Origin of the sequence: Kiloniella sp. (assembly GCF_965205715.1) — a bacterium.
GTDB lineage: Bacteria > Pseudomonadota > Alphaproteobacteria > Kiloniellales > Kiloniellaceae > Kiloniella.
Window position 1 is genome coordinate 214855 of the sequence record NZ_CBDBHW010000013.1, and the last position, 14734, is coordinate 229588.

A 14734-nucleotide genomic window follows, 5' to 3' on the forward strand; every position below is an offset into this window, starting at 1 on the left:
AAACCCACCCTTTTCAGCTGGGAGGCTAAATTTAATCAAACGAGTTTTTGAGATCCGCGACCAAATTCAGGGTAAGCTTCCAGTCCAAGTTCGCTTACATCCAGACCGTTGTATTCTTCTTCTTCGGTAATCCGAATACCAACAGTAGCTTTGAGAGCAAACCAAACGATAACGCTGCAAACAATGGTAAAGGCGCCAATTGCGAAGACCCCCGTAAGCTGAGATACGATATCTCCTGACCCAAAGATACCAACCGCAAGCGTGCCCCAGATGCCAGCACAAAGGTGAACCGGGATTGCGCCGACGACATCATCGATTTTCAAGCTATCGAGAAGGGGAACGGCGAAGACCACGATTGCGCCACCGATGCCGCCAATGATAACGGCCATGTAGGCGTGGGACACGTCCGGTCCAGCTGTAATAGCGACAAGACCAGCAAGTGCGCCGTTCAGTGCCATTGTTAAGTCGATTTTCTTGTAGAGGATCTGTGTCAGTGACATCGCAACAACAACGCCTGCAGAAGCAGCAATGTTCGTATTAACAAAAACAATAGCCATAGCGACGGCATCAGCAGCAGAACCCAGAGCAAGTTGAGAGCCGCCGTTGAAGCCAAACCATCCCATCCAAAGAATAAAAGTACCGAGTGTTGCAAGGGGTAGATTAGATCCTGGAATTGGCTTCACACGGCCATCTGCAGCATATTTCCCTTTACGTGGGCCGAGGATGATGGCGCCTGTTAAGGCCGCCCAGCCACCGACGGAATGCACAATACTCGATCCTGCAAAGTCACTAAAGCCAAGGGCAGATAACCAGCCGCCACCCCAGCTCCAGGATGCCTGGATTGGATAAATAATGCCTGTCAAAATGCAAATGAAAGCCATGAAGGGCCAAAATTTAATGCGCTCGGCCAATGTGCCTGAAACGATAGAAGCCGTTGCCGCGACAAAAACCATCTGGAAGAACCAGTCTGACATCACAGAATAGCCATTGGATGTAACAGCAGTGATCAGTTCTTCAGTGGTGGCATCAGCCGAAAGAAGTGCAACTTCTGCTTCACTTGAATCGTACAAGAAGGAGAAGGTGCCAATAAATCCACCTTCTGATACGCCTGTATAAAGTAGGTTGTAACCGACCAGATAGAACATCAGTCCTGCGATTGAATAGAGCGCTATATTCTTAAGGCATATAGCGGCGGTGTTTTTACTGCGGACCAATCCTGCTTCGAGCATTGCAAAGCCGGCGGCCATCCACATAACCAGAACGCCGTTTACGAGAAATGAGAATGTGTTGAATACAAATGCGGTTTCTTCGGTTACCGCAGCCTGTGCAGGCATAGTGAAAAACATCAGAGCAACTGAAGAGGCGCCTAAGGCAGCAACTTTTTTGCTGGGATTGAGAAAGCTGGACATTGTTTTTTCCATTTTTTGCGTTCTGGGACTGCTTAGTTAAATCCAAGAAACGTGCCAACTTTTATAATTTATTATAATTTAATAAAAACAATGAGATAGGTGTTGTATATGGCAATGTTTTGTGATGTTTGATTGTGCAGCGCACATATTATATGCCTAATTAATAATCATCAATGGTCATGTGATTAAATTTTAACCACTACTAAAGAGGCTTCATATTTACTGATTAAAGTAGAGCGGTGCTTCATAGAAACTAACCAATTAACAGGAATCGCTTTTTGGGTTCCGGGATTATAGTTAGTACTCCTGACCCTCCCATAAAAGCGTGGGGCCGTATGAATCGTCTCAAGCCCAAAAATTACTTTCAATTCCGGATAGGTAATTGGGGATCGTATATTTGAATTGTTACCGGTGGCCCATCAAATTTTGGTGAAATTGCCGCAGGTTCACATTTGCGGACGGTAATCTTTTGGCAAAGAGGTTAATCCCTTTTATATAAGAGAGAAGCCTTTGAAATTGATAAATGACTTTTATCGAGAGACTCGTTGGCCAAACCGATACATTAGCAAAGAGACCGGCTCAAAACATGGCTGAAAAAGATACATCTGTTGAAGTTCTGATTGTTGGTGGGGGACTTGTCGGGCTTACCCTTGGTGTTGCTATTGCAGGGGCGGGGCTCGAAGTAGCGGTGGTGGACCGCGAACAACCTTCCACACAAAAGGCTTCACCGTTCGACGGTCGATCATCGGCTATTGCGCTGGGCTCTCAGCGGGTATTCGATCAGGTCGGCCTTTGGGGCGGGATGTCATGGGCGGCAGAAGCAATTCGTTTTATTGAAATTACTGATGGCCAGATTGACCGGGGCGCGTCTCCGTTATCAATGTCCTATGATTTTAGCGAAGTCGGAGATATGCCGATGGGTTGGATTGTTGAAAATCGTGCGATACGGCTCTCAACCCATGCCAAAGCTGCAGAACTAAGTACCTTGCATCATTTGGCTCCTCATACTGTGGCAGAGCTTGAAAGAGATAAAAAGGGCGTTAGAGCCCAACTGGAAGACGGCACAAAAATTAAAGCACGTCTTGTCATCGGTGCTGACGGGCGAGGATCTCAACTACGTAAAAGTGCTGGTATTAAGGTTGCGGAAACCGATTACCAGCAGAACGGCATTGTCTGTACCGTCGTACACGAAAAGCCCCACAACGGTATTGCGTTTGAGCATTTCTTACCCTCAGGGCCCTTTGCACTTCTTCCCTTACCAGATAGTGAAGAGGGGATTCATAGATCCTCTCTGGTTTGGTCAGAAAAGAGAGAGCTTGTGGATGGCTATATTGCCATGAGTAATGAAGATTTTGCCAACGAACTGCACCGTCGTTTTGGAGAGGGTCTCGGGGAATTTTCCGTCACAGATATGCGTTGGTCTTATCCTCTGAGTTCGCTGCATGCCGAACGTTACATTGATACGCGTCTGGCTTTGGTTGGGGATGCTGCTCACGGTATGCACCCCATAGCTGGCCAGGGATTGAATCTCGGCCTTAGGGATGTTGCAGCTCTGGCGGAAGTGATCGTTGATGCGCGTAGAGTTGGTCTGGATATTGGATCTCCGCAGGTGCTGGAAGATTATGCCAAGTGGCGCCGTTTCGATAATGTACTCTTGCTAGGAGCTATGGATGGATTGGTGAAGCTCTTTTCCAACGATTTAGCTCCTGTAAGGGTCGCGAGAGATATTGGCTTGGCCACTATCGATAAAATTCCCCCGGTCAAGCGGTTTTTTATGAAACACGCCATGGGAATCGTTGGTGATCTCCCTCGTTTGATGCAGGGTAAAAGTCTTTAGAGTTTGTTCATTAACCTAAACGATAAACACAGCTGTGAGAGTGTCGAGATTCTGTTCTTAAGAACACTTAGGACATAAAGTTGCCTGAGTTCACCTCTAACATTGAGCCGTGTTATGTAATAGGTGTGGTGTTGAAATTGTGGCTCTTCTCCGCTTTGTTGAGTAGATTTAGGATTTCAAATAGAGCATAGATTGATTATCTGGAATGGATGATTGTCTAATTTTGAGTTTGAAGTATTCGGTATCCTTGATGCCTCTGGCTCGCTTACGGATCATTCCTATACTGACATTACCAGCCTCTATCCTGGCGCTTGTGAGCTTGTGTTTGGCGTAGTTGCAGATGCCCACACAATGTTTCCGTAGGGATTTCGCGAACTTTTTTAGATAGAGCATCTGTGACTGATCTGCTATCAGGCACCAACGTTCCAGTTGCTCCGCCATCGCCTCAAATGAAGCGGCACTCCACAGCAGCTGAAGCTGTTCTTTCAAGACGTAAAGTGCATTCAGGTTGCTATTGCTCTCCAGCAACCTTTGCAGCTTGTCACTTTGTTTTTCACTCAACTTATCCGCATTTTTGAGCAACAGATAATGCGTCCCTTTCATCAACTCTTTACCACTTGGATCGGCCTTTCTGAACTCAAGTCGACGCTGATTATGGATAGCTTTGCTGTAGTTTTTCATGACGTGGAAACGGTCAAATACTATGTCGGCCAACGGCAAGGACTCTCTGACAGCCTTTTGGTAGGCAGGCCCCATATCCATCGCTACGGCCTTTATTTTGCAGGCTGTATCTGGTTGCAGTTGTTTCAAAAACCTTGAAAAAACCTCGGCAGTTCGGCCTGCTTCAACCCAGATCAGATGACCGCCAACCATATCGTAGACCACCGTCATGTAGTCATGACCTTTCGCCCGGGCAACTTCATCTACACCAATATATTCCAAGCCAGTTAGCTCTGCAGGATCAAGCGTAGGGAGAGTTTCAATAAGGTATGCCCTGTCGATATTCTTGACCGTTTCCCATCGTATATCCAAATGTCTGGAAACCGCTTGAATAGACATATGCCGACATAATCCACTGATCAGTCGGCAAAATCGGTGAGTGAAACGGCACCCTTTATCAACAAAATCACACCCCTCAATGCGGCGTTCGCCCTTGTTAATATAAACCTGCGCCAGCTCAATCTCGACCACACAAGGATACCCAAAAAGGGGGATGTCGTTTACTTGTCGGCGGACATGCTGGTTGATGCTTCCCTTCTGGCCTGTAGCAGGGTCTATAGCCCTCCTACGCGCGTCTCGGCTGCAGTGAATGACAATCTTAACACCGCCGTCATCCAGTTTAATTTCATTTACACGTTGCCCTTTGAGGCCTAAAATATGCTGCGAGATGTTGATTGTCATATACCTGCTCTATGTAAAGTTATCAGAAACCATACATATCAACAGGTTACTTGGCGGTCGGCATCTTTTTCTACTCAACAAAGCGGAGAAGAGCCAAAATTTTGACCTGTCATGTGGTGGCCGCCGATGCCATGTCCGGTGCGATCAAAAAAATGATCAAGGACGATGGTGGCGAACACATTATCAAAACCGTTGGCGGTTGCGAGTTTACCGCGATGTATAAAAAAGGCGGTGTAATCTCGATCAAGGATGGCCAAAACGCGATAGCTCACGTCACCATCGCAGATGTCGATCAGTCCAATGGTGTGATCCATGTGATTGATAAAGTACTACTTCCTAAATCCTAATAAGATAACGAAAATTACACCCGGCTATAAAATCCGGCGTAAGAATTGAGCGATCAATCCTGCGCCGGATTATTGTTAAGCTCTTATTCAATCCAGAAAATGGATTAATAGAAATTAGTGCAATATTCAGGCATATTATCCTCAGCGATAAATAAGTAAGTACTCTACCGGGGAGAAGAATGATGAGTGACTATCCTGATAAAGCGACTGGTGGCTGTCATTGCGGTGCCATTCGATACACAGTCACACAGACACCTGAATATGTGGCTGTCTGTCACTGTGAATCGTGCCGCAAAACGACCGGCGCGCCTGCGGTTGTTTATGCCGTATATCCTGATAGCTGCGTACAGTTCTTGCAGGGAAGCCGCAAAGTTTATGAATCGTCGCCAGATATAAATAGAACATTTTGTGGTGATTGCGGTACTCCGCTTTCGTATGAGGCGGAATGGCAGGGAGAGAGGCTTATTGGGTTTTTTATTGGCACCTTGGACGAGCCTGATCTCTTTCCGCCAAAAAAACATGTCTTTCACGAGCAACGCATTGGCTGGTTTGAAATTTCCGATCAGCTCCCCCGTTACTTTGAGCTTCCAAAAGCAGGTCGGGAACCTGATCAAATTGGTCCGGTTATATAAATACCTAGCGTCCGCCGGTAATCGATTTGAACATGCGTTGGGCAATACCATCCTTGTCTATGAAGGCGTGTTTGGCAGCCCCGATGAGATGCAGGCCGAGCAGCGGTAAAAACAAGGTTCCGGCAACATCGTGTATTTTTTCAAGAACTTGATGGAGGCCAGGATACCCTCCGATTGGCGAAGGAATATCGATCACCCCGAGAAAATCAACAGGCGCGCCCAGGGACCAGGGCAGAAAATAGCCAGTGAGCACTACCAAAACCAACGATACCAAAAATCCCCAGATAACGATTTGAGACGCGATGTTGTAAATAAGTGCCTGGTTGGGTTTATGCGTTGTGCCCTGGCTGACACGGTACCAAACCCGCCATAGCAAGAACAAACCTGCCGCCGCGCCAACACTGTCGTGGATGAAGCGGCCCGTGCTACCGGATGCCGCTTCATGGGTCACAAATAGACTGAAGACAATGATTGCTGTCAACCAGTGGATCACTATTGATAGCCTCGAATAGCCATCTTTACTAAAGACATCAGTCATATTTGAGGGGCCCCTGCTCTATCGCTTCGTTATCATTCATGATCAGTTGTCATGATTTTACGTAGGTTGAGCCTCTTTAACGTTACTGCCTTGGTAAATCTGTCGCCCGGTAAGAGTTTTTGTGAAAATAATCCCTACTTAAGCGTAAACCTTACGGCATTCCTCTTCGAGTAGCTTCATCGCTGCTTGATAGGGGCCGGGGCCGTAGCTGATACGGGACACGCCTGACTTGGTGAGTTCATCGATTGTCGGACAGCCCGGCATAACCATGATATTGATCGGAAGGGGACAAGTGCTGCAAAGCTCTTCGATCAAATCAGCATCGATGAGGCCGGGCACAAAAAGCCCATCAGCACCGGCAGCGTGGTAAGCCTTGGCCCGAGGGACAACCTGTGCAAACAGTTCTGCCTTATTGCTATCCGGACTGGCCTGAAGGAACACATCGGTACGGGCGTTGATAAAGGCCGGGATATCGAGTGTATCTGCAGCGGTACGTGCAGCCTTGATCCGATTGGATTGCTGTTCGATGCTAAAAAGACCTGATCCGGCTATTTTCTGGTCTTCGAGGTTGAAACCAACGGCACCGTTCTTGAGCGCGAGGTTTACGGTTTGTCCGACGTCTTCTGGTGCTTTGCCGTAACCCGCTTCAATATCCATGCTCACCGGGAGATCGACGCATTCGCTAATACGTTCGATGTTGCCAAGTGCCAGTTCAAGCGGCAGTTGTTCGCCGTCTTCAAACCCGAAAGCGGACGCCACAGACCAACTGCCCGTGGCAATGGCCTTGGCTCCAGAACTGGCGGCCACTTTCGCACTGCCTGCATCCCAAATGTTCTGTAAAATAAGCGGGTCGCCTTTTTTATGAAGCGTGTGGAGTATCTGTGCTTTGCTGTGTGAAGAGGTCATAAATTTGGTCCTGTCGGTTGTCGGCTGGTGTATCTTTTCCTGTGCCTTCTTAGCCGTTTGAATTTCCATTGGCTGGTCGGAAACGGACGTGGTCATTTATTCCGCATTACAAAGTCGGACTAATTTTGTAAATTTGTAACATGTTAGATTTTGACGAATGTAATGAAGCCCGCCTGATACGAGACCCGGCCTATGACGGGGTGTTCTTTGTCGGGGTGTTCACAACCCATATCTATTGCCGGCCCGTATGTCCGGCGCGGCTGCCGCTGACTAAAAACGTGAAGTTTTTCGAGACCGCTCCGGCTGCGGAGGCCGCAGGGCTACGCCCGTGCCTACGCTGCCGCCCTGAAACTGCCCCCTTCAGCCCCGCTTGGGAAGGATCAAAATCAACCGTTAATCGGGCCTTGAAGCTGATTAACGAAGGCGCATTGGACGAGGGGTCTGTGATTGAGCTGGCAGACCGCCTCGGCATCGGCTCCCGACACCTCACCCGCCTGTTCAGTAAACACTTCGGGGCCAGCCCCCTGCAAGCCGCCCAAACCTATCGCATCCAACGCGCCAAACGCCTGCTCAATGACACCGATCTTTCCATGACAGATATTGCCTTTGCTTCTGGTTTTGGTAGCTTGAGGCGATTTAATGCGGTGTTCTCAGAGCTCTATGGCAGGCCGCCTTCAGCGATACGTCGGTGATTCATAGTTTGGGCTCATCTGCATTTGAGGGTCTGAAGAGAAGAGCTACGTTCGGTTCCCGAGATGACGGTGTGAACCGCACCAAAGGCGTCTCTGTAAGCTGGCATTGAGCGATCCATAAATAGCTGCGTAGCTCCTGTTATCTCATTTTTCTTTAGTATCGAGACCATTTCAAAACCGACAGCGATTATTTCATCTCCCTTCTCAGAGATTTCTTTAAACCGAAGTGCTGTCTGGTCATCAAATTTCAGGCGTTTTGTTCCTTTCACAACGGACTTCATCTCGATCTCGACTTTGTCCATTGTCTTTCCCAATAGTCCCAGAGGGCCATAGAAACCACCATCATCCCCACTCATCGGAATACCTGTTTGAACTTCTAAAATCGCGTGTGTTTGTGCGTGCATTAGGGTGTTGAGGAATACTTCCATCATCCGGAAAGTGCTGACTATTTTAACGTGTTTGTTAAAGGATTTTGGGCTGCAGTTAGTTGTTGTTGCCTGAGAAAGTGCAGGGAAAGGTGTGATGAAGACGCAAAAGGCTGTTACCAGGAAAATACGACCAAGTCGTCTGATCTGTCCTATTCTTTTGGATAAGATGGTGAAAGAAGTAGTCAACATGTTCTGACCTCATAGGAAGATAAGGAAATGAAACTAAAGTTGTGAGCACTTGCTTGAAGCCTTCAAACTACACGAAAATTCAAATTATTGGTAATTAGTTGTCTTTATGGTTTTAAGCTTTTTGAATTATTAAAAGAAAAATTGAACTATTTTGTAATCGATAACGACTGATAAATAACAACACCAATATCATTCGAGGAAGTCGAGTTATGAAATTTAAATTTAAAAGTGCTCTTTGTGTAATTTGCCTGTCGTTTATGTCAGCTGCTATGATGTCGACGGCGTTTTCTGCTTCTAATCAACATATTAAACTGGAAGGTATTGAGGGAGAAAGTGAGGATTGCGCCCTAACAAATAGCCCTAAGAGTACAAAAAATACTACTGGTACTATCAAAGCTTCCCGAAACAGCTCTGCCACTCAGAAGAAATTGATAAACCAACAGAAATCAAGGTATTGTAAATAGCTGTTGGCGAATAACTTGTCGGCACTTCTCCGCTTTGTTGAGTAGATTTAGGATTTCAAATAGAGCATAGATTGATTATCTGGAATGGATGATTGTCTAATTTTGAGTTTGAAGTATTCGGTATCCTTGATGCCTCTGGCTCGCTTACGGATCATTCCTATACTGACATTACCAGCCTCTATCCTGGCGCTTGTGAGCTTGTGTTTGGCGTAGTTGCAGATGCCCACACAATGTTTCCGTAGGGATTTCGCGAACTTTTTTAGATAGAGCATCTGTGACTGATCTGCTATCAGGCACCAACGTTCCAGTTGCTCCGCCATCGCCTCAAATGAAGCGGCACTCCACAGCAGCTGAAGCTGTTCTTTCAAGACGTAAAGTGCATTCAGGTTGCTATTGCTCTCCAGCAACCTTTGCAGCTTGTCACTTTGTTTTTCACTCAACTTATCCGCATTTTTGAGCAACAGATAATGTGTCCCTTTCATCAACTCTTTACCACTTGGATCGGCCTTTCTGAACTCAAGTCGACGCTGATTATGGATAGCTTTGCTGTAGTTTTTCATGACGTGGAAACGGTCAAATACTATGTCGGCCAACGGCAAGGACTCTCTGACAGCCTTTTGGTAGGCAGGCCCCATATCCATCGCTACGGCCTTTATTTTGCAGGCTGTATCTGGTTGCAGTTGTTTCAAAAACCTTGAAAAAACCTCGGCAGTTCGGCCTGCTTCAACCCAGATCAGATGACCGCCAACCATATCGTAGACCACCGTCATGTAGTCATGACCTTTCGCCCGGGCAACTTCATCTACACCAATATATTCCAAGCCAGTTAGCTCTGCAGGATCAAGCGTAGGGAGAGTTTCAATAAGGTATGCCCTGTCGATATTCTTGACCGTTTCCCATCGTATATCCAAATGTCTGGAAACCGCTTGAATAGACATATGCCGACATAATCCACTGATCAGTCGGCAAAATCGGTGAGTGAAACGGCACCCTTTATCAACAAAATCACACCCCTCAATGCGGCGTTCGCCCTTGTTAATATAAACCTGCGCCAGCTCAATCTCGACCACACAAGGATACCCAAAAAGGGGGATGTCGTTTACTTGTCGGCGGACATGCTGGTTGATGCTTCCCTTCTGGCCTGTAGCAGGGTCTATAGCCCTCCTACGCGCGTCTCGGCTGCAGTGAATGACAATCTTAACACCGCCGTCATCCAGTTTAATTTCATTTACACGTTGCCCTTTGAGGCCTAAAATATGCTGCGAGATGTTGATTGTCATATACCTGCTCTATGTAAAGTTATCAGAAACCATACATATCAACAGGTTACTTGGCGGTCGGCATCTTTTTCTACTCAACAAAGCGGAGAAGAGCCAACTTGTCATCGTTTTACAGTGACGCAAAGCTTTGCATCAAGGCAATTTAGGTCTGAATTCCTGACGTCTGGAAGCCCTCGTAGCTCATGACATTTCTACGGGGTGTTTTGTATTTATTTAGCCTTAGCTTCTTTTTCAGCAGCTAATCTCAACGCTCTCAACCGGTCGGTTTTGTCCTGTATTTTTTTCTCTCTTGCTTCTTTTTCTTTGATGAGTTTGGTGTCCAAGTTTTTACCTGGGCTACGATCTTTAAACTCGTTGTCATTACCGCGCTCAATAGAAGCGATCATTTTGTCATCGGCATTGTTTGGTCGTGTCGATCCTGATCCCATTACGCTATCTTTCTGCTATATGTTGCTTACCAAGTGTAAGAGCAATTTCTAGCTTACTTGTAAACCAACCTTTAGAAAAGTCGGTTGGGTGAGCTAGTGAAGATATATATGTTGTTATTCGCGATGTTATCTTCGGTAAGGTTCGAACATGCTGAAATGCCAGCCTCGTTTGGCGACAACCAAAGTGGTGCCTTCTCTTTCTGACATAGGCAAGTGTGATGCATCGTGGCTTAACTCGTTAAACTCGGTAACCAGGCGTGACATGGCGCGCTCTATGGTCTCTTTTGCGGAAGAGGCCAACATTCCGTTCAAGCAGATAAGGGTACTGCCTTCTTCGTCAAAGTTTGAGTTTAAAAACTCGGTCGCGATATTCTTTAGGAAAAAACCTTGTATAGGGCCGTTCACTCGCCAGGAAAAATCAGAAGGCACCAGTAGTTTGATGCGATTGTTCTGCTGTAGTTCGATAAGGCCTAATCGATCCAGCACAAGCAGATAGCCGATGCATTCCGGTTTCGATATTTGATAATGTGTTGTAATTTCAGCAAGCGTCCATCGGTTTAACACCATGACGGTGATGATCAACAGCAAGGGATCGGACACGATTTCTCGCTCTTGCTGATCGGTTAGCTGAGTTATTTTTAATTGTGCTCGACGTTGAGCCTCAAATAAGTCGCTAATATCCAGCCCCATTGCATCGAGAATTTTTTCCAACCGTTTTAGCGTGAAATTATTGACTGAGAACTGCCTTTTGATACTCGCTTCTGAAAGGCCCAGGATGGCCGCAACATCTTTATATGTTTTGCCGTTCTGTTTCAGGAGTACTTTTAAGGTGCTGATAAGTGTGTCTGTCTCGCTCATATCACATTAGGTATCATATATTGATACCTAATGTCACTATATAGCAACTTTCTGATTGAATGTTGAGTAAATCGCCACCCTCTGCCTTTATTGAAGTCGTCCATAGCGGTTTATTACGGGTAGAGGTCTGACGAATGAGATCATTTCATTTTATGTTTTTGTTGGCATTAACTGGCCTGTTCGTTTTACGGGTAGTTACACAACTTGTTCAGTCTTTTGCCCCGGTTTCTTTTCTACCACCATTCTCAGAATGGCACGGGGCTGTTTTACCCTACCCTTGGCTCTTGAGCGCTCAGGTGATTATCATCACCCTGTTGGTAATTGCTCTTTGTCGGATCAAAGCGGATTTGATTACTCCAAACCGCTGGAAGTATTACGCCTGCTTTTCTTTGGGGGGGCTTTATTTTGCGACTATGACATTTAGGTTAATTGCCGGGTTTACGATTTTTTCGAGCCAGCCATGGTTTTCAAAACACCTTCCGGCTTTTTTTCACCTTGTTCTGGCAAGCTGCATTTTACTGATCGGTCACTATTTATACAAAAAGCTTAAGGAAGGTCGTCTCTACTTTGAGGGGCCATCGCCTATCTCGAGACTAGTGGCGGTCAGCTCTTATCCGGGGATCATGCTGTTCTGTTTTGCTCTTTATGGCGCGGCTACGGTGGCAGGGCTTAATGTGACTATAGCGTCCTATGCATCGGTTTTAACGGGCGCGATACTCATTACTCTGCATGAGTATCTGTTCCCTTTCCGCGAGGATTGGCGCCCGAGTAGCAAAGAAATCGGCACAGATAGCCTGTTCATGATTATTGTGCAGGTCGTGCTGCCCTATTTCCTCTCCATAACCCTTGTCGTTATGGTTTCCGGTTACTTCAAGGATTTTGGGTTTACTGTTGAATGGTTTTGGCCACATGAATACCCCTTGATTGTACAAGCCGGATTGATGTTGCTGGTCGCAGACTTCCCCAGATATTGGATGCACCGGGCTTGTCATAACCATTCATTCCCGTGGCGTTTCCATGCGGTCCACCATGCGCCAAAACGACTTTACTGGATGAATGTTGGGCGCTTCCATCCGATTGAGAAAGCGGCTCAATTCTGTGTTGATGCGCTGCCATTTACTTTGCTGGGCCTTTCAAGTGATGTTCTCGCTGCCTACTTCGTATTTTATGCGATTAATGGATTTTTTCAGCATTCCAACGGACGGATTTATTTGGGGCCATTGAATTATATTGTCAGCGGACCCGAGCTCCATCGCTGGCATCATTCCCGTAAAATTTCCGAATCAAACAATAATTATGGCAACAATCTCATCATATGGGATCTGATTTTTGGCACACACTATCTACCCAAAGATCGGTTGGTTGGTGAGCTTGGATTGATCAACCGCGATTATCCCACAGGCTTTGGTGCGAAACTGAAATCCCCCTTTGTCAACGGACTGGATAAGGTAAAACAATGCCAAAAATGAGTTTTGTCTTTAACTTGCTTATTCATCTGAAAATGGTTTTGGTTCGCTACTTAAGCTGGGCGCCTTTAATGAGGCAGTCCCGTGCGCCCAGAACTGTACAGGAAAAATTACTCCTGGCGATCCTTAAAAAGAACAGAAATACAGAATTCGGCAAGGCGCATAAATTTTCATCCATTAAAACCTATGCCGAGTATAAGCGGCTGGTGTCGGTTAAGTTCTACGAAGATTTACGACCTCTTATCGAAAAACAGGAGCGTAAAAATACACCGAGTTTGAATGCTTCCCAACCGATCATGTATGCGCAAACCAGCGGGACCACAGGGCGGTCAAAATTTATCCCGATATTGCGAAAGACGGTTTCACAATATCGTCGTAGCCAGCATTGTGTTGCTTATGCTGAATATTTGGGAATCCCCGGTGTCTTCGATGGAAAAATACTGGCGATAGTCAGTCCGGCAGTGGAGGGAAGTCTCGACACGGGTACGCCCTATGGATCTATGTCCGGTTTGATCTATCAATCTATGCCTAAATTCGTAAATGAAAAATATGTTGTCCCGCCGCAAATTTTTGAGATTAAGGATAGTGATCTCAAATACTTTCTGATCACAGCCTTTGCCCTGTCTGAAAAGAATATCACCCTGATTGCAACGGCCAACCCATCAACTCTATTGAAAATCGCCGAGATTCTAAAAAATCGATTTAATGATTTGGTAGAGGTAATTGCCGAGGGCAATCGCTATGGCCTGAAACCCAATCCCATACGAGCAAGGGAATTAAGAGCGACATCAATCTTTGGTGATTTAACAAACCCTTTAGTGGGGAGCGTAAGTTTTGAGAATATTTGGCCTAATTTAAAGTCAGTAACGACTTGGACGGGGGGTAACTGTGCAATTCAGATTCCGAACGTCAAAAAGCTGCTGAAACAATCTACCAAGATTGTTGAAATGGGCTATTTATCAAGTGAATTTCGCGGCAGCATTACTGTTGATGTGTTGAATAATAAATCGATCCCGACAATCCATGAAAACTTCTTTGAGTTTGTCGAGCGCGACCAGTGGGGCGAGGATGACCCGGATTTCTTAACTGTGGATATGCTTGGGGAAGGTCAGCAATATTATGTGGTTGTGACGACCCAGAACGGCCTGTTTCGATACTTCATCAATGACATTGTTGAGGTCGATGGTTGGTTCAACAATACGCCGACCATTCGCTTCGTTCAAAAGGGCAGGGGCGTTACAAATCTGACCGGTGAAAAACTTTACGAAAACCATGTTCTGGAGGCTATCCGAAAATTGAAAATTGAACGTTCGTTGGACTTTAATTTTTTCATGATGTTGGGCTGTCCAGACAAAATCAAATATCAACTGTTTATTGAAGAAGACCCTGAAAGTGAGCTGGATACCGATATTGTATTGTCTCTGGAAAGATATCTCAGCGAGATAAATATCGAATTTAAAGCCAAACGCGAAAGTGGTCGTCTGAAGAAAACTTCGGTTGTTTTCTTAAAAGAAGGCACGGCGGAAGCTTATCGAAACCATTGCATTGCCGAAGGTCAGAGTGAAGGCCAATTCAAATTGTTACACCTGCAAGAGGTGAAAGATTGCAGTTTTAACTTTGACCAGCATAGGTGCAAATAGATGACAATTGACCTCATAACAATCGAAGAAATTGAAATCCCCTTCAAACAATCTTTCAGCCATGCATCGGCGACCAGAAAGGTAACTGAGGCGGTATTGGTTAAAGCCCACTCAAAACAAGGTCATACCGGTTATGGAGAAGGGTGTCCGCGAAAATATGTAACCGGAGAAACCACAGCTTCAGTACAGCAGTTTTTTGGCACTTCTCCGCTTTGTTGA

General features: G+C 46.0%; 18 protein-coding genes. 10 read left to right on the forward strand and 8 right to left on the reverse strand.

The genetic code is table 11. The features are described 5' to 3' along the window. Positions 1-35: 35 nt before the first annotated feature. Positions 36-1409: an ammonium transporter gene (amt, locus tag ACOGW3_RS12180; RefSeq protein WP_419903223.1), complete on the reverse strand. Its 1374-nt coding sequence runs from the start codon at positions 1407-1409 to the stop codon at positions 36-38. Positions 1410-1995: 586 nt separating this feature from the next. Between amt and ACOGW3_RS12185 the strand changes: the two genes are divergently transcribed. Then, positions 1996-3246 (forward strand): UbiH/UbiF/VisC/COQ6 family ubiquinone biosynthesis hydroxylase, encoded by a 1251-nt coding sequence (locus ACOGW3_RS12185; RefSeq protein ID WP_419903224.1) that lies wholly within the window; start codon positions 1996-1998, stop codon positions 3244-3246. 168 nt (positions 3247-3414) lie between these two features. On the opposite strand, the gene ACOGW3_RS12190 is transcribed toward ACOGW3_RS12185, so the two are convergent. After that, entirely contained in the window at positions 3415-4647 is a 1233-nt protein-coding gene (locus tag ACOGW3_RS12190; RefSeq protein ID WP_419901077.1) for an ISL3 family transposase, read from the reverse strand. Between ACOGW3_RS12190 and ACOGW3_RS12195 the strand changes: the two genes are divergently transcribed. The 3 genes from ACOGW3_RS12195 to ACOGW3_RS12205 all read left to right on the forward strand — a co-directional run bounded on the left by ACOGW3_RS12195 (position 4634) and on the right by ACOGW3_RS12205 (position 5626). Next, complete coding sequence (locus ACOGW3_RS12195; protein WP_419903225.1) at positions 4634-4870, forward strand: hypothetical protein; 237 nt, start codon at positions 4634-4636, stop codon at positions 4868-4870. The two genes, ACOGW3_RS12190 and ACOGW3_RS12195, sit on opposite strands and share 14 nt — an antisense overlap. After that, positions 4779-4994 (forward strand): fasciclin domain-containing protein, encoded by a 216-nt coding sequence (locus ACOGW3_RS12200; protein ID WP_419904048.1) that lies wholly within the window; start codon positions 4779-4781, stop codon positions 4992-4994. The genes ACOGW3_RS12195 and ACOGW3_RS12200 overlap by 92 nt, the downstream gene beginning before the upstream one ends. Before the next feature lie 182 nt (positions 4995-5176). After that, positions 5177-5626, forward strand: a complete 450-nt coding sequence (locus tag ACOGW3_RS12205) for a GFA family protein (RefSeq protein WP_419903226.1) — start codon at positions 5177-5179, stop codon at positions 5624-5626. A 4-nt stretch (positions 5627-5630) separates the two neighbouring features. Here the strand turns inward: ACOGW3_RS12205 and ACOGW3_RS12210 are convergent, their stop codons facing one another. Continuing rightward, on the reverse strand, positions 5631-6164 hold the full coding sequence (locus ACOGW3_RS12210) for a cytochrome b (protein WP_419903227.1): 534 nt from the start codon (positions 6162-6164) through the stop codon (positions 5631-5633). A 138-nt stretch (positions 6165-6302) separates the two neighbouring features. After that, positions 6303-7070, reverse strand: coding sequence for an isocitrate lyase/PEP mutase family protein (locus tag ACOGW3_RS12215; protein ID WP_419904049.1), 768 nt, complete (start codon positions 7068-7070; stop codon positions 6303-6305). A 140-nt stretch (positions 7071-7210) separates the two neighbouring features. Here ACOGW3_RS12215 and ACOGW3_RS12220 point away from each other — a divergent pair, with 140 nt between their 5' ends. Then, positions 7211-7762 (forward strand): bifunctional transcriptional activator/DNA repair enzyme AdaA, encoded by a 552-nt coding sequence (locus ACOGW3_RS12220; RefSeq protein WP_419903228.1) that lies wholly within the window; start codon positions 7211-7213, stop codon positions 7760-7762. A 14-nt stretch (positions 7763-7776) separates the two neighbouring features. On the opposite strand, the gene ACOGW3_RS12225 is transcribed toward ACOGW3_RS12220, so the two are convergent. Then, positions 7777-8379 carry a hypothetical protein gene (locus ACOGW3_RS12225; RefSeq protein ID WP_419903229.1) on the reverse strand — a complete coding sequence of 201 codons (603 nt, stop codon included), beginning with the start codon at positions 8377-8379 and terminating at the stop codon, positions 7777-7779. 209 nt (positions 8380-8588) lie between these two features. Between ACOGW3_RS12225 and ACOGW3_RS12230 the strand changes: the two genes are divergently transcribed. Continuing rightward, the gene (locus tag ACOGW3_RS12230) at positions 8589-8843 is read left to right on the forward strand and encodes a hypothetical protein (protein ID WP_419903230.1); all 255 of its coding nucleotides are present in this window, start codon (positions 8589-8591) and stop codon (positions 8841-8843) included. A 47-nt stretch (positions 8844-8890) separates the two neighbouring features. Here the strand turns inward: ACOGW3_RS12230 and ACOGW3_RS12235 are convergent, their stop codons facing one another. Further along, a complete protein-coding gene (locus ACOGW3_RS12235) occupies positions 8891-10123 on the reverse strand; it encodes an ISL3 family transposase (protein ID WP_419901077.1) in 1233 nt (410 codons plus the stop codon). On the opposite strand from ACOGW3_RS12235, the gene ACOGW3_RS12240 reads away from it, so the two are divergent. Next, positions 10110-10241: a hypothetical protein gene (locus ACOGW3_RS12240; protein ID WP_419903231.1), complete on the forward strand. Its 132-nt coding sequence runs from the start codon at positions 10110-10112 to the stop codon at positions 10239-10241. The two genes, ACOGW3_RS12235 and ACOGW3_RS12240, sit on opposite strands and share 14 nt — an antisense overlap. 91 nt (positions 10242-10332) lie before the next feature. Here the strand turns inward: ACOGW3_RS12240 and ACOGW3_RS12245 are convergent, their stop codons facing one another. Both ACOGW3_RS12245 and ACOGW3_RS12250 read right to left on the reverse strand, forming a co-directional pair. Continuing rightward, on the reverse strand, positions 10333-10551 hold the full coding sequence (locus ACOGW3_RS12245; protein WP_419903232.1) for a hypothetical protein: 219 nt from the start codon (positions 10549-10551) through the stop codon (positions 10333-10335). A 126-nt stretch (positions 10552-10677) separates the two neighbouring features. After that, positions 10678-11409: a helix-turn-helix domain-containing protein gene (locus tag ACOGW3_RS12250; protein ID WP_419903233.1), complete on the reverse strand. Its 732-nt coding sequence runs from the start codon at positions 11407-11409 to the stop codon at positions 10678-10680. Positions 11410-11543: 134 nt separating this feature from the next. Here ACOGW3_RS12250 and ACOGW3_RS12255 point away from each other — a divergent pair, with 134 nt between their 5' ends. Genes ACOGW3_RS12255 through ACOGW3_RS12265 form a run of 3 tightly spaced genes read left to right on the forward strand, consistent with a single transcriptional unit; the run spans position 11544 to position 14734 of the window. Next, positions 11544-12878: a sterol desaturase family protein gene (locus ACOGW3_RS12255; RefSeq protein WP_419903234.1), complete on the forward strand. Its 1335-nt coding sequence runs from the start codon at positions 11544-11546 to the stop codon at positions 12876-12878. Beyond that, the gene (locus tag ACOGW3_RS12260; RefSeq protein ID WP_419903235.1) at positions 12875-14515 is read left to right on the forward strand and encodes a GH3 auxin-responsive promoter family protein; all 1641 of its coding nucleotides are present in this window, start codon (positions 12875-12877) and stop codon (positions 14513-14515) included. Before ACOGW3_RS12255 ends, ACOGW3_RS12260 begins: the two co-directional genes overlap by 4 nt. Next, positions 14516-14734 (forward strand): hypothetical protein, encoded by a 219-nt coding sequence (locus ACOGW3_RS12265; RefSeq protein WP_419903236.1) that lies wholly within the window; start codon positions 14516-14518, stop codon positions 14732-14734.